Origin of the sequence: Pseudomonas sp. LS1212 (assembly GCF_024741815.1) — a bacterium.
Lineage (GTDB): Bacteria > Pseudomonadota > Gammaproteobacteria > Pseudomonadales > Pseudomonadaceae > Aquipseudomonas.
In genome coordinates, this window is sequence record NZ_CP102951.1 from 1,435,399 (window position 1) to 1,451,047 (window position 15,649).

General features: G+C 60.1%; 16 protein-coding genes and 2 pseudogenes. 8 read left to right on the forward strand and 10 right to left on the reverse strand.

All coding sequences use genetic code 11. The features are described from left to right. Positions 1-27 precede the first annotated feature (27 nt). Positions 28-177 (reverse strand): annotated as a pseudogene (locus NVV94_RS06700) (hypothetical protein); the annotation flags it as partial. Positions 178-336: 159 nt separating this feature from the next. Here NVV94_RS06700 and cysK point away from each other — a divergent pair. Then, positions 337-1,311, forward strand: coding sequence for a cysteine synthase A (gene cysK, locus NVV94_RS06705; protein WP_258446440.1), 975 nt, complete (start codon positions 337-339; stop codon positions 1,309-1,311). A 200-nt stretch (positions 1,312-1,511) separates the two neighbouring features. Further along, positions 1,512-2,151: pseudogene (locus tag NVV94_RS06710) on the forward strand (aspartyl/asparaginyl beta-hydroxylase domain-containing protein). Here the strand turns inward: NVV94_RS06710 and NVV94_RS06715 are convergent. Beyond that, entirely contained in the window at positions 2,082-3,032 is a 951-nt protein-coding gene (locus tag NVV94_RS06715; protein ID WP_258446441.1) for a DMT family transporter, read from the reverse strand. The pseudogene NVV94_RS06710 and the gene NVV94_RS06715 sit on opposite strands and share 70 nt — an antisense overlap. 323 nt (positions 3,033-3,355) lie before the next feature. On the opposite strand from NVV94_RS06715, the gene aceK reads away from it, so the two are divergent. Then, positions 3,356-5,077 (forward strand): bifunctional isocitrate dehydrogenase kinase/phosphatase, encoded by a 1,722-nt coding sequence (aceK, locus tag NVV94_RS06720; protein WP_258446442.1) that lies wholly within the window; start codon positions 3,356-3,358, stop codon positions 5,075-5,077. Between the two features lie 14 nt (positions 5,078-5,091). Here aceK and NVV94_RS06725 read toward each other — a convergent pair whose 3' ends face one another. Together NVV94_RS06725 and NVV94_RS06730 are read right to left on the reverse strand one after the other, a co-directional pair. Then, complete coding sequence (locus tag NVV94_RS06725; protein WP_258446443.1) at positions 5,092-5,970, reverse strand: DUF6279 family lipoprotein; 879 nt, start codon at positions 5,968-5,970, stop codon at positions 5,092-5,094. Positions 5,971-6,189: 219 nt separating this feature from the next. Beyond that, positions 6,190-6,378, reverse strand: coding sequence for a hypothetical protein (locus tag NVV94_RS06730; protein ID WP_258446444.1), 189 nt, complete (start codon positions 6,376-6,378; stop codon positions 6,190-6,192). A 308-nt stretch (positions 6,379-6,686) separates the two neighbouring features. Between NVV94_RS06730 and NVV94_RS06735 the strand changes: the two genes are divergently transcribed. Continuing rightward, on the forward strand, positions 6,687-7,523 hold the full coding sequence (locus NVV94_RS06735) for a S1 RNA-binding domain-containing protein (protein ID WP_258446445.1): 837 nt from the start codon (positions 6,687-6,689) through the stop codon (positions 7,521-7,523). 18 nt (positions 7,524-7,541) lie between these two features. Here NVV94_RS06735 and NVV94_RS06740 read toward each other — a convergent pair whose 3' ends face one another. Next, positions 7,542-7,922: a hypothetical protein gene (locus NVV94_RS06740; protein WP_258446446.1), complete on the reverse strand. Its 381-nt coding sequence runs from the start codon at positions 7,920-7,922 to the stop codon at positions 7,542-7,544. 333 nt (positions 7,923-8,255) lie between these two features. Between NVV94_RS06740 and NVV94_RS06745 the strand changes: the two genes are divergently transcribed. Then, positions 8,256-9,203, forward strand: coding sequence for a YihY/virulence factor BrkB family protein (locus NVV94_RS06745; RefSeq protein WP_258446447.1), 948 nt, complete (start codon positions 8,256-8,258; stop codon positions 9,201-9,203). An 18-nt stretch (positions 9,204-9,221) separates the two neighbouring features. On the opposite strand, the gene NVV94_RS06750 is transcribed toward NVV94_RS06745, so the two are convergent. Beyond that, on the reverse strand, positions 9,222-9,638 hold the full coding sequence (locus NVV94_RS06750; protein ID WP_258446448.1) for a GNAT family N-acetyltransferase: 417 nt from the start codon (positions 9,636-9,638) through the stop codon (positions 9,222-9,224). A gap of 228 nt (positions 9,639-9,866) precedes the next feature. Between NVV94_RS06750 and NVV94_RS06755 the strand changes: the two genes are divergently transcribed. Beyond that, positions 9,867-10,121 (forward strand): DUF2790 domain-containing protein, encoded by a 255-nt coding sequence (locus tag NVV94_RS06755; protein ID WP_258446449.1) that lies wholly within the window; start codon positions 9,867-9,869, stop codon positions 10,119-10,121. 31 nt (positions 10,122-10,152) lie between these two features. Here NVV94_RS06755 and NVV94_RS06760 read toward each other — a convergent pair whose 3' ends face one another. Beyond that, positions 10,153-10,602 (reverse strand): SRPBCC family protein, encoded by a 450-nt coding sequence (locus NVV94_RS06760; protein ID WP_408733452.1) that lies wholly within the window; start codon positions 10,600-10,602, stop codon positions 10,153-10,155. Positions 10,603-10,795: 193 nt separating this feature from the next. Beyond that, entirely contained in the window at positions 10,796-12,160 is a 1,365-nt protein-coding gene (locus NVV94_RS06765) for a PLP-dependent aminotransferase family protein (RefSeq protein ID WP_258446450.1), read from the reverse strand. A gap of 87 nt (positions 12,161-12,247) precedes the next feature. On the opposite strand from NVV94_RS06765, the gene NVV94_RS06770 reads away from it, so the two are divergent. Continuing rightward, complete coding sequence (locus NVV94_RS06770; RefSeq protein WP_258446451.1) at positions 12,248-13,210, forward strand: threonine dehydratase; 963 nt, start codon at positions 12,248-12,250, stop codon at positions 13,208-13,210. Here the strand turns inward: NVV94_RS06770 and NVV94_RS06775 are convergent. Next, positions 13,202-13,579: a VOC family protein gene (locus NVV94_RS06775; protein WP_258446452.1), complete on the reverse strand. Its 378-nt coding sequence runs from the start codon at positions 13,577-13,579 to the stop codon at positions 13,202-13,204. The genes NVV94_RS06770 and NVV94_RS06775 overlap by 9 nt on opposite strands. A gap of 85 nt (positions 13,580-13,664) precedes the next feature. Between NVV94_RS06775 and gfa the strand changes: the two genes are divergently transcribed. After that, complete coding sequence (gfa, locus tag NVV94_RS06780; protein WP_258446453.1) at positions 13,665-14,243, forward strand: S-(hydroxymethyl)glutathione synthase; 579 nt, start codon at positions 13,665-13,667, stop codon at positions 14,241-14,243. Between the two features lie 19 nt (positions 14,244-14,262). On the opposite strand, the gene NVV94_RS06785 is transcribed toward gfa, so the two are convergent. After that, entirely contained in the window at positions 14,263-15,636 is a 1,374-nt protein-coding gene (locus tag NVV94_RS06785) for a sensor domain-containing diguanylate cyclase (RefSeq protein WP_258446454.1), read from the reverse strand. Positions 15,637-15,649 lie beyond the last annotated feature (13 nt).

Here is a 15,649-nt window from a genome sequence, read left to right on the forward strand (position 1 = left end):
TCTCTGAATGGGGCGTCACCTCGTGACTCAGTCAGCCTTTGGTGGTGGTTGCTCATAGCGTGCGTTGAAGGCTTGAATGAAGCCATTTCGCAGAATCTGGAAGAAGGCCTGCAGCCCACTGATATCACTTTGGTGCACGTTGCCCCTGAGTTCAACTCGGGTGGCGAACTGATTCTTGCGCAGAGCGGCCAACATAACGGCGTTTCATGGTCGAGGATCCATGGCGGTCTATATAGTCATTGACTGCCGCTGGCGGCATCGGTTCGGCGGGGGTGGACGCACCGGAGGCCGAGGCATACCCTTGAAGTTTTCGCCTGGTGTCAAAAGGACCCCGCCATGAGTCGTATTTTTGCTGACAACGCGCAATCCATCGGCAACACGCCGCTGGTCCAGATCAACCGTATCGCCCCCCGAGGCGTGACCGTGCTGGCCAAGATCGAGGGTCGTAACCCGGCCTATTCGGTCAAGTGCCGGATCGGGGCAAGCATGATCCGGGACGCTGAAAGCAGCGGCAAGCTCAAGCCGGGCATGACCATTATCGAGCCGACCTCCGGCAACACCGGCATCGGCCTGGCGTTTGTCGCGGCGGCGCGGGGTTACAAATTGCAACTGACCATGCCGGCGTCCATGAGCATCGAGCGCCGCAAGGTGCTCAAGGCCCTCGGTGCCGAACTGGTACTCACCGATCCTGCCAAGGGCATGAAAGGCGCCATCGACAAGGCCGCTGAAATCCTCGCCAGCGATCCGGCCAATTACTTCTTGCCGCAACAATTCAACAACCCGGCCAACCCGGCCATCCACGAGAAAACCACAGGCCCGGAAATCTGGAACGACACCGACGGCGCTGTCGATGTACTGGTCTCGGGCGTGGGTACCGGCGGCACCATTACCGGGATATCGCGCTACATCAAGAACACCCAGGGCAAGCCGATCCTGTCGGTGGCGGTGGAGCCCCTGGTTTCCCCGGTGATCACCCAGGCCCGGGCCAACGAGGAGATCAAACCCAGCCCGCACAAGATCCAGGGCATCGGCGCCGGTTTTGTGCCGAAAAACCTCGACTTGTCGATCGTCGATCAGGTGGAGCTGGTCAGCGACGAAGAATCCAAGGCCATGGCCCTGCGCCTGATGCAGGAAGAGGGGATCCTGTGCGGGATTTCCTCGGGCGCGGCGATGGCAGCGGCCATCCGGTTGGCCGAGAAACCGGAAATGCAAGGCAAGACCATCGTGGTCATTCTGCCGGACTCCGGTGAGCGGTACTTGTCGAGCATGCTCTTCAGCGACCTGTTCACTGACCAGGAAAACCAGCAGTAGCCTGCAGCGGTTTTATTACCGGATCCTCAAGACAGATTGTCATCCTGGCCGGTTATTGCCGGCCAGGGTTCGGACTATCATGACAATCGCATACAACCGACGGCCAGAGTGTGCAGGGTGGTCGCCGGGATAGTTGTATCCGCCACGCTCTGATTGATGACAGTTTCTGGTTACCCGATTGCTGACACAAGGAGTGATGCATGACCCTATCCTTTGCCGCCAAGGCCGTGGTCTTGTCGCTGTTTCTGGGTAGTACGCTGTATGTCCATCTACGCGGCAAGGCCCGCTTGCCGTTGCTGCGCCAGTTCGTCAACCACTCGGCGTTGTTCGCCCCGTACAACGCGTTGATGTATCTGTTTTCCGGCGTGCCATCTGAACCCGCACCGCGATCCCTTTGCCGGCTCCGTGCGCTACCACCTGGGGCTGTCGACGCCGAACTCCGATGATTGCCGGATCTACGTCGACGGCCAGGTGTATGCCTGGCGTGACGGTGAAGACGTCATGTTCGACGAAACCTACGTGCACTGGGTGAAAAACGAAACCGGGCAGACCCGGGTGATCCTCTTCTGCGATATCGAACGCCCCTTGAACAATGGGCTGATAAGCCGAATCAACCGTGGCGTCAGTGCTTTCCTCGGGCGTGCCACCGCGCCGCAGAATCTCGACGACGAACGCGTGGGCGGGATCAACCAGGCCTATGCCTGCAGCAAGCGCTTCAGCAATGGCATCAGTGGCTGGGTCAAGCAGATGAAGCGTCGCTATCCCAAACTTTATCGCGTGCTGCGGCCGGTACTGGCGGTGTTCGTGCTGGTGTTGCTGGGCCAGTGGTTGTTCGGTTGATCTTTTGCCGGCTTGAGCACAAACCACAGCGCCACGGCAATCAGCAGGCCGCCGTAGAGATGCGCCATCGACAAGGGTTCATCGAGCAGCCAGTAACCCCAGAGCACGCCGAAGGGGGGGATCAGGAAGGTCACGGTCATGGATTTGACCGGGCCGATCTCGCTGAGCAGGCGGAAATACAGGATGTAGGCGAGCGCCGTGCACACGAGCCCCAAGCCCAGCAGCGACAACCAGACACTCCAGCCACCCCAACTGGCCGGTGGCTGGGTCAGCGCGCTGTAGCCGAACAGCGGCAGCAACAGCAGCGTGGCGCCGAGCATGCTGCCCAATGCCGCCAAGCGGCTGTCCAGCCCGCCGCGCTGGTCGAGCCAGCGCCGCGCCAGGAACCCTGCGAAACCGTAACAGGTGGTCGCGGCCAGGCATGAAAGGGCGCCTTGCAGCAGGGCCAGATCGAATTCCACGGGACCGGCGCCGCTCAACACACCGACACCGAACAGCCCGAGGAAGATGCCGGTCAGTTTGCTCAAGGTCATTGGCTCGCGAAAGAACAGGCCGCCGATCAATACACCCATCAACGGGGTGGTGGCATTGAAAATCGCCGAGTAACCGGCGGGCAGTACCTGGGCGGCCAGCGAATACATGGCTGCGGGGATGCCGGAGTTGATCATGCCCAGCACCAGGCAGACCTTGAGTTTGCCTCGGAAATTCCAGTCGATGCGCATCAGCGCCAGAATCACCAGCAGGCCGGCGGCGGCAATCGACACACGGAAAAAAGCCGTAGGCATCGCACCGATCACTGGCGCGATGATGCGCATGAACAAAAAGCTCGCGCCCCAGATGGCGGCGAGCAACAGCAGGTGGATAGCGGCAGTGGGGCTCACGGTGATCTCCAGATCCTTTTGGCAGGGGCGGGAGTGTTACTGAGCGCTGAGGGCGGCGCAATCGGGATATTGCGGTCGAATTGGGCTTGTGGTGCCTGGGCGGGCCCCATCGCTGGCAAGCCAGCTCCCACAAGGTACAGCTGTGTTCACGCAAATGGCATTCTGGGCGCTGAACCTTTGTGGGAGCTGGCTTGCCAGCGATGAGGCCCTGACAGCCAACATAGAACCCCCCGCAAACGTGACCACCCAGCCACAGATTGCGCTTTTCCAAAGCCCGGTCGATGGATAAGCTCAGGCTTTCGAATTCCCGCAGAGGACGTTTTATGCCCCAGCAATGGCCGGCCGCCGATATCGCTCGAAGGATCCTCGATGGCTTCGACAATTACCGCGAGCATTTTCGCCAGATCACCGATGGGGCGCGTGCACGGTTCGAACAGGCGCAATGGCAGGGCACCCAGACGGCCTCCGCTGCGCGGATCAACCTGTATGAAGAAAAGGTCAGCGAGGTCACCGGTTGGCTGCGCAAGGGGTTCGAGGCGGAGGGGCTGCTGGATGTCGGACTCTGGCCGCTGGTCAAGAGCGCCTACATCAGCCTGATCGACCTGCGCCTTGACGATGAGTTGGCCGAAACCTGGTACAACTCGATTTTCTGTGGGCTGTTCAGCCATGACCTGATCAGCGACGGTTGCATGTTCATTCACACCACCCGGCCATCGATGCGCGTGCATGAGCGGGTGGCGCAAACGCGCACGTATCGGCCCGAAGGGGCGCTGTCGAGCATGCTCGCGCAGATCTTCGCCGAGTACTCGTTCGATGTGCCCTACGCTGATCTGGCGGGCGACCTGGGGCGTCTGCAAGGCCAATTGCGCGAAAGCCTGCCCGATTGGGTCTGCAAGGACCCCTCACTGAGCGTCGAATTGTTCTCCTCGGTGCTGTACCGCAACAAGGGCGCGTACCTGGTAGGGCGCATTTTCACGCCCGATGAACAGTGGCCGCTGGTTATCCCGCTGCTGCACCGCGAAGGGCACGGCATCCAGATCGATGCGCTGATCACCGATGAAGCCGAAGTGTCGATCATCTTCTCCTTCACCCGTTCCTACTTCATGGTCGATGTGCCAGTGCCAGCCGAGTTCATCGGCTTTCTCAAGGGCATCCTGCCGGGCAAGCATATCGCCGAGCTGTACACCTCGATCGGTTTCTACAAGCATGGCAAGTCCGAGTTCTACCGGGCGCTGATCAACCATCTGGCCAATACCGACGACCGCTTCATCATGGCCCCGGGTGTGCGCGGCATGGTCATGAGTGTGTTCACCCTGCCGGGCTTCAATACCGTGTTCAAGATCATCAAGGACCGCTTCTCGCCGTCCAAGAACGTCGACCGGGCCACGGTGATCGAGAAGTACCGCCTGGTAAAGAGCGTCGACCGGGTCGGGCGCATGGCTGATACCCAGGAGTTTTCCGACTTCCGCTTTCCACTGAGCAAGTTCGACCCCGACTGCCTGGCCGAATTGCTGGAGGTTGCGGCCGGGACGGTGGAAGTCGAGGGCGATACCGTGCTGATCCGCCACTGCTGGACCGAGCGGCGCATGACCCCGTTGAACCTGTACCTGGAGAACGCCAACGAGGCGCAAGTACGCGAGGCACTGGATGACTATGGCCTGGCGATCAAGCAACTGGCGGCGGCGAATATCTTTCCCGGTGACATGCTGCTGAAGAATTTCGGGGTCACCCGTCACGGCCGGGTGGTGTTTTATGACTACGACGAGATCTGCTTCCTGACCGAAGCGAACTTCCGCTATATCCCGCCGCCACGGTACCCGGAAGACGAAATGGCTTCCGAGCCCTGGTATTCGATCGGGCCGCTGGATGTGTTTCCGGAGGAGTTTCCGCCCTTTCTGTTCGCCGATGCCGGCCAGCGGCGGCTGTTCAGCCAATTGCATGGCGAACTCTATGATGCCGATTACTGGAAGGGCCTGCAGGGCGCGATCCGTGATGGCAAGGTCATCGATGTGTTCCCGTACCGGCGCAAGGGGCGCAACGAGTGAGGTGATCCGGCGCGTCAGGATGAAGCGGCTGTTTTCAGGCATTCAAGGTTGTGCAAATCCTGGCGCACGTCGGCGATTTTGTGCCGCAAGCGCTGGCGCTGTGCCGGGGTGCTGTCTTTCATCACGTCGACCAGCAGGCTGCGCACGGCCTGTTCATTCTGTTTTTGGGTCTGGCGATACTGGAGTGTCCATACGCTGTCGCGATCCTTGAGCAGGCGTTCGACTTGCTGCGCAAATTCCGGACGCTCGCGTTGCTGCATGGCCGCGATCAGTTGTGCCTGCCAACGTGCGCGGTTGTCGATCCACTGACGGTTCTGTTCACCCAGCGATTGCGCCCACGCCTGCACCCGTACCCGTTGGGCGGGGGTCAGGTCGCCCAGCCAGGCCGTCAGGCGCTTTTCCATGCGCTGGGCGCGATTGCCGATTTGCCGCTCAAGCGGCGTGTTGACGTATTTCTCATGGCGTTTACGCACATCCTCGGCAAAGGTCTGACGCAATTCCCTGATTTGTTCGTCGTCAAACCCGCGCAGCAACTCGACCGCCGAAGGGGTGACGGCCTTGGCAACGTCAGCAATGGCCTGTTTCGCCTCTTTGGCGCGTGCTTGCAGCTGTTGATCGTTGACCTGATTGCTGGCCACCATCCGGTCGACCCGATCGAGCCAGCTCCGATAGACGGGCAACTGAGTGCTGCAGTGCCAGCGCAGGTGAACCTTGAGGCGCTCATCGAGCCAGGTTTTCTGCTGGGCATTCATGCTCAGGTAGTCATTCAATGACCAGGGAATGAGCAGGTCGAGGTTGCGATAGGCCAGATCGACGCTGGAACAGGCAAGCAGCAGGGTGCAGAGAATCGGCAACGACAACGCACGTACGGATACACGCAGGCAGCGATACATGGTCGAATCCTTGCGAGGGCATGCTTGTCTTTATAGAACAACGGTGGCGGGTGCAGTTCCACTAAGCCGAGCAATCAGACGGCTGTACGAAGCGTTGCGAGAGGCGTTGAGTGAGGATCAGGTATCACACGAGGGTAATGCGAGGGAGGAGGCGGTGGGCTTTGGCTGATCGAGTGTCAGGGCGCCCACGGGCCTCAGGTGTTTCTTTGGTGCCGGGTATTACTTCTTGCCCAGGCTGATGTGCTTGGACGGCGTGAAGGTCTGGCCGCTGACGCCTTTGGCGATTTGCTGGATTTCACCACCGGATTTCAGAAACGCGGCGATCTGATCGTTGATCGATTCGCTGGTTTCAACGGCGGGGGCTGGCTTCACTTTGCTGTTCGATGCTTTTACGCGCATGGCTGCCATTAACCTGTCTTGACATCAATATGGCCAGCCATTGTACACGAATATTCAACCTTTTTGTTAGCCAACTATCGGCTGGGAAATAAGCGGATAAATAGCGACCCGGGGTAAAAGTTGAAGCTTAAAATAAACCCCTAACTCGCTGTTTTTACTGGGAAGTTCCCCGTTGTCCGCTGCCGGTCGGCTGCGCGGGCCTCGGACTGTCGCGACCCAGGGTCGCAGCCCGCGAAAATCGGGCCCTGAGCAAGGCTTGCAAGGCAAAACGAGCAATCTCGGGTAGAATGCTGCCCACGCAATGAGGATTTTCGGAAATGGCTTTAATCGGTCGCTACAACAGCTTGCAAGTGGTCAAACATACAGATTTCGGTTTATACCTCGACGGTGGCGCGGACGGTGAAATCCTGCTGCCCAATCGGTATATTCCTAAAGATATTCCCAGTGAAGATGAAGACTGGTTGAATGTTTTTGTTTATTTGGACAGCGAAGATAAATTAATCGCCACGACTGAAAAAACAAAACTTCAAGTCGGCGAGTTTGCCAGTTTGAAAGTCGTCGAAGTCAACAGCATCGGCGTGTTTCTCGACTGGGGCCTGCCCAAGGACCTGCTGTTGCCGTACTCCGAAGAAAAGCGCCAGATGAGCGCCGGTGAGTACTGCGTCGTGCATGCCTACCTGGACAAGCGCACCCGTCGCATCACCGCCACCGCGCGCCTGGACCGCTACCTGGACAAGGTACCGGCCAACTATAAGGTCGGCCAGGAAGTCGATCTGCTGGTGGTCGAAGAAACCGACATGGGTTTCAAGGCGATCATCAACAACAAGCACTGGGGCCTTATCCACAAGAACGAAGTGTTCAAGTTCCTGCGTTCGGGCAAGCAAGAGAAAGGCTATATCAAAGAACTGCGTGCCGACGGCAAGATCGCCTTGAGCCTGCAGCCGGTTGGCCAGGATGCCAGCATCAGCCTGCACACCAAGATTCTCGACAAGTTGCGCGAGAACAAGGGTGTGCTGCCGGTCAGCGACAAGAGCGATCCACAAGTGATCAGCGGTTTGTTCGGTGTCAGCAAGGGCAACTTCAAGAAAGCGATCGGCGCACTCTACAAGGAAGGCAAGATCGTGATTCACGCCGACCGCATTGAACTGAGCTGAGTTGCCCGGGGCTGAGGCTCAGGGCTGCAGAAACTGGGCAAAGCCCACGCCAGTGCCGGCAGGTCGTACGTCCTTGAGGAACGAGTCCTTGTCGGCGCTGAGTTCCAGGCTGACCGTGGACTTGCGTTTGCCGGGGTTGCGCACGACCAGCCCCTCGAGTTTTTCCCGCATATAGACCGTCGGCACCTTCAAGTGCAGGAGCAGATCGGTCTGCGGGTTGTGCAGCAGCAAGTGCACCCATTCGTACTGGCCGATCTGCAGGCGCGCGACCGGGATATCGAACCACCAGATGTTGCGCTTGCCATCGAGCAGGGTGAAGTGGCAATTGTTGACGCCCAGCACCGCGCCGCCGAGTTCTTTGTTGCGGCGCGCAATGGCCAGGGGTTTGTCGAGTTTCATAAGGTTCCTACAGGTGTGAATCTTCAGCACAGCGTCAAAGATGCTGTGCATTCTGGTGGGAACGCCCGCAAACATAAAGTTAAAACTTGAGTGTGGGGCAGTCTGTCAGGGCCTCATCGCTGGCAAGCCCGCTCTCACAGAGGGTGTGGGAGCGGGCCCGCCCGCGATCGAGCGCGCCAGCGCTCGCCAAGGCCCACAGAAAAATCAATTGAAACTCACACATTGAAACACTGCTGGTTGGTCGTCAATTAAGGTAATTTGATGTAATAAAAACCGGCCACTGCCTTCGATATACGGCAGATAGATGAACATAGAGCGGCGAAAGGAGACGCTATGTTTTTTCCGGATTTGCGCGGATTACCGCTGCACCGGGTACTGGTGCGTACGGTTCATGAATTCGCGGCTGATGAAATGTCGACCTACGCCTCGGCGCTGGCCTATCAGATGCTGTTTTCGCTGTTTCCCTTCCTGTTGTTCCTGATCGCCCTGATCGGTTTCCTGCACCTGCCCGATTTCTTTTCCTGGTTGCGCCTGCAATCGGAGTTGGTGTTGCCGCCCCAGGCGCTGGAACAGGTCAATCCGGTCATTGACCAGTTGCAGCAGTCCAAGGGTGGGCTGCTCTCGGTCGGTATCGTCATTGCCTTGTGGACCGCTTCGGCTGGCGTGCGCTTGATGATGAGCGCGATGAACGCCGCCTACGACGTGGTGGAAGGGCGACCGGTATGGAAGCGGTTTCCGCTGTCGATTATCTACACGGTCGGTATCGCCGGCATGCTGCTCGCCGCTGCCGCACTGATGGTGATCGGGCCGCAGGTCATGGGCTGGCTGGCCGGGCAGATTGGCATGGAAGAGTTCATCGTCACCCTCTGGACCGTGCTGCGCTGGCCCTCGATCATCATCCTGCTGATGGTTTCGGTGGCCTTGATCTACTACGTGATGCCGGACGTGAAGCAAGAGTTTCGCTTCATCACCCCGGGTTCGGTACTGGCGGTACTGGTCTGGATCATCGCCTCGCTGGGTTTTGGTTATTACGTCAAGACCTTCGCCGACTACAACGCCATGTATGGCAGCATCGGGGCGATCATTGTCCTGCTGCTGTATTTCTACATTTCCGCGGCCGTGCTGTTGCTTGGCGCGGAGATGAACGCGGTGATCGAGCACATGTCGGCCGAAGGCAAGGATCCGGGCGAGAAGGATTTTGACGGGACAGGCCACGAACATGAGAAAAAGCATGTGTCGGGGCTGGGTCGCGACCACTCCCTGGATGCCGAGCACTTCTGAGCGCGTCGTAACCGAAGATCAAGGCGCGCGCTGCCACTGCAGCGCTATCAGTGGCTTGCTCCGTTGGTAGCGCACGAGCCGCTCGCAAAGCGAGCCTGGCAGGTCGCCGGCTTCGACAAAGCCCAGGCGGTGATAGAAATCAAAAAGTTCGGGATGGCAGAACAGCCAGATCGACGCCTCGCACTGCCCCTGTACCTGCTCGATCATGGCACGGGCCACGCCTTGCCCGCGCCATGCGGGATCCACCAGCAGGCCGGTCAACCAGAAGCCTTCGCTCACGGGCCGCAGGCACAGGGCGGCAACGATTTCGGCAGCCCTTGCCACCCACAACTGAGCATCGCAAGCGCTGCGCATGGGCGATCGATGGGCTCGGTAGAACTTGTCGAGCAATGGCCGTGAAAGGTCGGGTAGCAGGCTGTAGTGCAGGTCGGGCACCGGAGTGAATCCTGTGGTAACTGTTACGGATTGGGTAAGAGTGAATGTCGGCGTTCAGGCTTTAATAATCAACCTGAAGTTGTAACCTGTGCCTGTCCCGAACATTGAACAAGCAGGGATAAGGTACTTCGTGTTACGCCTGACGCTGTATTTGCGTAACAACTTCTTCCCGCCAGCTCGGCAAATGAAGTCAATCTTTCAATGCGATTGCTTTAAAGGCCATTGATCATGAAAACCCTGTTAACCCTGGCCCTGGTCGGCTTCTCGACACTTGCGGCGGCCGGAGACGTCCAGACCGCCAGCCAGGCCCCGGCGGAAAAATACACCTATTCGACGGACCTGGATATTGCCAAAGTGGTGAGCATCTCGTCGATCCCGGACGTCTGCGAAGTGGTGCCGGCGCAAATGACTTACGAAGATCATCAAGGGCAACGCCACACCCTCGAATATCGCGTAATGGGTAACGGTTGCTCGAAATTCTGATGCATTGCGCCGCAAGCCCGCGCGACGAGATTCAGCCCTTCAGATACTTCTGGATGTTTTTCATTTGTTCATTCCACCCGTTGCTGTTCATCTTGAACGCTTCGTCGCGACGTGCAGCGGGAATTTTCTCGAAGCCCGACTCGACAACGCGTAGTAGCGTGCCATCGGCCAGTTCCTGCAGTTGGAAAACTACATGGGTGGTGGGCTCCTGCGAATAATCCACCGCGGGGTCGACGGCGTAGGGGTGCCAGCGAAAGGCCAACAAGTGCTCCTGCTCGATACGCTCGACCTGTACGTCGAACTTCAGGTGTTCGTAGCCGGGATAGGTGATATGCCCTCGCGTGGGGGAGCCGACCTTGAACTGCTGGCCCTGGAGTGCCACGCCAAACCATTGACCGAAGGTTTCGGCATTGGCCAGCGCTTTCCAGACTTCGGCCGGTGGTGCCTTGAGGCGAACTTCTTTTTCGATGCGATCTGTCATGGGCAACCTTTCGAATGTGGGTGGGTTTTCACACACCCAGCGTAGAAGGGCCTGGGCGGTGTGCAACATCGGTTTGGCGTTCCACCGTCGGCGTAGCCGCTGCCGCAGGCTGCGCTGGAGTCCCGCAGGGGCTCCCCGGCGATCTTGAGAACCTGCGCCCGCTTCGCGTGCGAGCGCAGCCTAGCGGCAGCGGCTACAGTGACCGCGGCGGGGCGCTCGAGATCACCGCCGCGGCAACCCTTTCCAGCGCCAGCTTGAGCTCGGCCCGGTTCCTGGCCGCCGACAGGCTGATTCGAATCGCCTGGGTATCACTCTGCTTCACGGCGAAAACCTCGGCCGGCACGACGTCGACCTCGGCGGCGCGGCAGGCCTGTGCCAATGCCGTGGATGACTGCCCGGCCATCACCCAGATATGCGGCGAAGGGATGTCGGTCTCGAACAGGGCAGGCCCGAGAATTTTCCTGGCCAGGCGCCAGCGTTGGGTGACTTCCTCGGTTTGCCAGGCCAACCGGCGTTGCGCGGTGCCGTCCTCTATCCATTGGCAGGCAATGCTCAGGCTCAACGGCGATATCGCCCAATGCGTGGCTTGAGCGTGCGGGTCGATGCGCTCGAGTACCTCCGGGTCTGCAACGATCCAGCCGAGACGCAGGCCAGGGGCGACGGTTTTCGACAGGCTGGTCACCAGCAGCCCATGACGGCCGAGCACTTTGGACAGCGGTGGTATGCGAGCAAGGCCACCGTACACGTCGTCTTCAATCACCAGCAGGTCATGCTGCCTGACCACCTCGGCAATCTCCAGTTGCCGCTGGACAGTCATGGTCGCCGCCGTGGGGTTTTGCAGGGTCGGGGTGAGCACGATGATTTTCGCCCCGGTCGCTCGCGCCATGCGGTCGAGATCGTCCGGCACGATGCCATGTCGGTCCAGCGCCACTCCATGCAAGGGCAGGCGCAATTGGCGGCAGGCGGCCTTGATGCCCGGCGCGGTAAAGGCTTCCACGAGCACGGGCTCACCCGGCTGGCAGAGCGACAGCAGGGCCGTGAACAGCCCTTGCTGGGCCCCGGCACAGAGCAGGATGTTCTGCGCCGGTACGTTCAGGCCTCGGGCCTGCAGCCAGGCAGCGCCGCGAACACGGCCGAGCTGCAGGTCCTCTGCGCCGAGGTAGTGTTGCAGGTGCCGGGCCTGGCCGCTGTGCAGCAATGCATGCAAGGCCGTTTCGACATCCTCTTCATGTTCGTCGGTCACCGGTACGTTGGTGGACAGGTCGATCAGGGCAGGCCGCTCGCCTGGATGCTTGAGGCGAAACAGCGTCGCTTCCTTGCTGCCGGCCAGCACATAGGTGCCGCGCCCGACTTCGCCCGCTACCAGGTGCCGTCGCGCCGCTTCGCGGTAGGCCTGCATGGTCGTGCTCGGGTTCAGGCCCAGGTTCCAGGCCAGGCGCCGTTGCGGCGGCAGGCGCTCACCGACCTTCAGCTCGCCGTTCTCGATGGCCTGGGTGATGGCTTCGACCAGGGCCAGGTAGCGGGGCAGGGGGCTGTCGGTCAATCGAGGAGTCCACATTTATTACTGCCCATGCAATATAAGATTTTACCCATACAATGCAGTGCTCCTAAGATCAGGTCAAACCCCCGACCTGACAGGTGCCTCATGTTCGATCTCAATGGCCTGCGCGAAGCGGCGCAGCATATTCGTGGCCACGTTGCGCCGACTCCGCAATTGGCCTGGCCACGGCTGGCCGAGCGGCTGGGTTGCGAGGTCTGGGTCAAACATGAAAACCACGCGCCGACCGGCGCTTTCAAAGTCAGGGGCGGCCTGCTCTACGTCCAGGCGCTGCTCGAACGTTCGCCCGGCGTACGCGGGCTGGTAACCGCCACGCGCGGCAATCATGGCCAGAGCCTGGCCCTGGCGGCGCGCAGTGTCGGGCTGCCGATCATCATCGTGGTACCGCAAGGCAATTCCCGGGAAAAGAATGCCGCCATGCGCGCCTTGGGCGCCCAGCTGATCGAGTATGGCCAGGACTTCGACGAAGCCCGCAACGAAGCCGCCCGCCAGGCGCAACTGCATGGCTACGAAAGCGTCCCGGCCTTTCATCCCGACCTGATCCGCGGCGTTGCCACTTACGCGCTCGAGTTGCTCGAAGCGGTGCAGGATCTGCGCTGCGTCTACGTGCCGATCGGCATGGGGTCAGGCATTTGTGGGTTGATCCAGGTCCGCGATTTGCTGGGCCTCAAGACCGAGATCGTTGGCGTGGTTTCGACGGCCGCGGACGCCTATGCGCAAAGTTTCGAACAGGGGCGGATCGTCACCACCGAAACGGCCAATACCTTCGCCGATGGCATTGCCTGTCGCCTGCCTTCGGCCGATGCCTTCGAAATCATCCGCCAGGGTGCTGCGCGGGTGGTGCGGGTCAGCGATGACGAGATCGCCGATGCCATGTGCATTTTCCACGAAGACACCCACAACACCGCCGAAGGTGCGGGAGCGGCCGGGCTGGCCGCGCTGATCCAGGAGCGTGATCGCCAGCAAGGCGCCCGGGTTGCGGTGGTGCTCAGCGGCGCCAATATCGACCGGCTGCGCTATGCGCAGACGCTGGCCAGGCCTTCAGCTTGAGGCGCCAGGGCGCACGATGACTTCCAGCAGATGACCATCGGGGTCATCGAAATAGAAGCCCCGGTCGCCGTTGTGATGGTAGATCTCGCCGGGGCGATGCTTGCCCGGGTCGCCCCAGTAGGGCAGGCCGCGTTCGCGTACCCGCGCGAACGCGGCGTCGAACTCATCCTTGCCCACCAGAAAGGCATAGTGCTGGGATGAAAACTCGTCGTTGTCGTAGAAATCCATCGATACGTCGTTGCCCAACTGCACGACCAGCATCGGCCCGAAGGGCGTCGCCGGGGGCAGGCCAAGGATTTGCGTGAGGAAGGTTGCCGAGGTCTGTTTGTCCCGGCACCAGACGATCGTGTGGTTCAACTGGATGCTCACTTCGCGTTCTCCTTTCCAGACCAGTAGCACGCGTCGGTCCTGCGATGCCCTCTAGTATTAGATGAAAACAACCAGGAGGTGGGAAATGACCGCTTCATTTTCGATCCATCCGTCTGTCGACAAGGGCATCGAGGCCGGCATGGACAATTTCACCGGCGGCAGCCTGGTCTGTAAATGCCCGCAGGATCCGGTACGCGTCCAGGTCGATGCGCAGTCGGCCTTCAACCATGCCTGTGGCTGCACCAAGTGCTGGAAACCCGAAGGCGCCTTGTTCTCCATGGTCGCGGTGGTGCCCCGGGACAAGCTCAGGGTCACCGAGCATGCCGAGAAACTCGCGATCGTCGACCCCAAGGCCACGATCCAGCGGTATGCCTGTACCCAGTGTGGCACGCACATGTATGGGCGAATCGAGAACGCCGCGCACCCCCTGTACGGGTTTGACTTCATTCACACGGAACTGTCACCGGACAAAGGCTGGACTGCCCCGCAATTTGCCGCGTTCGTTTCATCGATCATCGAATCGGGGACCGACCCGGCGATCATGGGCGAAGTGCGCGCGCGGCTCAATGAACTCGGCCTGGAGCCGTATGATTGTCTGTCGCCACCCTTGATGGATCTGATTGCGACCCATATCGCCAAGACCTCGGGCGCCTTGAAGTCGTGACGCGGGTGGCGAGCGCCGCTCAGTGACACTCGATACGGTTGCGACCATTTTTCTTGGCGCGATAAAGCGCCAGGTCGCTGCGTGAAAGCGAGGAATGGGCGCTGTCATCGTTGGCATGCATGGCCGCGACGCCCACGCTGACGGTCAGGGGAATGCGCTGATCGCCTGCGAGCAGGGGCGTTTCCTCGATCCGTTGTTGCATCTGCCGGGCAAATGCCGTGGCTTCGGCGATGTCGGCACCGCTGAGGACCACGGCAAACTCTTCACCACCGACCCGACCGGCAAGGTCGGTCTCGCCCAGCTGATCACTCAAAATGGTCGCGAAATGCTTGAGCGCCTGATCACCCACGGCGTGTCCCCAGCGATCATTGATCGTCTTGAAGTGGTCCAGGTCGCACATCAGCACGGCGGCACAGCGGTCGCCGGTGCGCTGGATCAGGGCCAGTTCGGCTTCGATCTGCATCATGAAATGGCGGCGATTGGGCAATTGGGTGAGATAGTCGACGGTCGCGAACTCCTGCAGTTCAGCCTCGATGCGCTTGCGCTCGGTCACATCGGTGATGAAGCCGTGCCAGAGGGTGCTGCCGTCTTCCAGCTGGCGGGGCTTGGCGTCACCCTGACGCCAGCGCAGGCCCTGCCGGGGTAGCTGGACGCGGTACTCGCAGTGCCAGGGAGTCAGGTTCGCAGCGGACAGGTCGAACGACGAACGGTAAGCCGCGAGGTCCTCTGGATGAATGAGCGCGTTGATCGCTTCGGTATGGGTGGCGACCTGCTCTGGGGTGAGCTCGTAGATATCGCGGATGCCTGCACTGGCATAGGAAAAGAATGATGTTGCGTCTGGCATCAGCCGATATTGAAACACCAGGCCAGGCACTTCATCGGTCAGGCTGGTCATCAGGTCGACCGTGTGCTGCAACTTGTCCGACATTGCCCGCATGGCCGAAATATCGGTGGTTGTGCCGACCATGCGCAGCGGCCTGCCTTCGCTGTCGCGGCTGACCACCTTGCCACGGCTGCAGATCCATTTGTAGCTGCCGTCCTTGCAGCGAATCCGGTGTTCCACCTCATAGCTTTCGGTCTGCTGATCAAAGTGCGCCTGGATCGTTGACTTTACATAGGCCCGGTCATCCGGATGCAGGCGTTCGTAGCTATCGTCGATCCGGTTGCTGAGCTCGTGCTCGGCATACCCCAGTATCGCTTTCCAACCGGAGGAATAGTGGATTTCACCCGTTGTAACGTTTCGGTCCCAAACACCAGTGGCGCTTCCGGAGAGGGCCAGTGCCATCCGTTTTTCGCTTTCACGCAGGGCTTCCTGCGCTGAGCGGTCCTGAGTGTCGGCAATGTCGAGCGAACTCTGGGGGCTTACCAGGTCAGGTTCCGCGGGAGTCAGCATATTCAGCTCAGTC

What these genes read in the sequence shown, in the direction of transcription:
- cysK (WP_258446440.1), top strand. Translation starts at nt 337, where the DNA reads ATGAGTCGTATTTTTGCTGACAACGCGCAATCCATCGGCAACACGCCG.
- aceK (WP_258446442.1), top strand. Translation starts at nt 3,356, where the DNA reads ATGCCCCAGCAATGGCCGGCCGCCGATATCGCTCGAAGGATCCTCGAT.
- NVV94_RS06725 (WP_258446443.1), bottom strand. Translation starts at nt 5,970, where the DNA reads ATGTATCGCTGCCTGCGTGTATCCGTACGTGCGTTGTCGTTGCCGATT.
- NVV94_RS06730 (WP_258446444.1), bottom strand. Translation starts at nt 6,378, where the DNA reads ATGGCAGCCATGCGCGTAAAAGCATCGAACAGCAAAGTGAAGCCAGCC.
- NVV94_RS06735 (WP_258446445.1), top strand. Translation starts at nt 6,687, where the DNA reads ATGGCTTTAATCGGTCGCTACAACAGCTTGCAAGTGGTCAAACATACA.
- NVV94_RS06740 (WP_258446446.1), bottom strand. Translation starts at nt 7,922, where the DNA reads ATGAAACTCGACAAACCCCTGGCCATTGCGCGCCGCAACAAAGAACTC.
- NVV94_RS06745 (WP_258446447.1), top strand. Translation starts at nt 8,256, where the DNA reads ATGTTTTTTCCGGATTTGCGCGGATTACCGCTGCACCGGGTACTGGTG.
- NVV94_RS06755 (WP_258446449.1), top strand. Translation starts at nt 9,867, where the DNA reads ATGAAAACCCTGTTAACCCTGGCCCTGGTCGGCTTCTCGACACTTGCG.
- NVV94_RS06760 (WP_408733452.1), bottom strand. Translation starts at nt 10,602, where the DNA reads ATGACAGATCGCATCGAAAAAGAAGTTCGCCTCAAGGCACCACCGGCC.
- NVV94_RS06765 (WP_258446450.1), bottom strand. Translation starts at nt 12,160, where the DNA reads ATGTGGACTCCTCGATTGACCGACAGCCCCCTGCCCCGCTACCTGGCC.
- NVV94_RS06770 (WP_258446451.1), top strand. Translation starts at nt 12,248, where the DNA reads ATGTTCGATCTCAATGGCCTGCGCGAAGCGGCGCAGCATATTCGTGGC.
- gfa (WP_258446453.1), top strand. Translation starts at nt 13,665, where the DNA reads ATGACCGCTTCATTTTCGATCCATCCGTCTGTCGACAAGGGCATCGAG.
- NVV94_RS06785 (WP_258446454.1), bottom strand. Translation starts at nt 15,636, where the DNA reads ATGCTGACTCCCGCGGAACCTGACCTGGTAAGCCCCCAGAGTTCGCTC.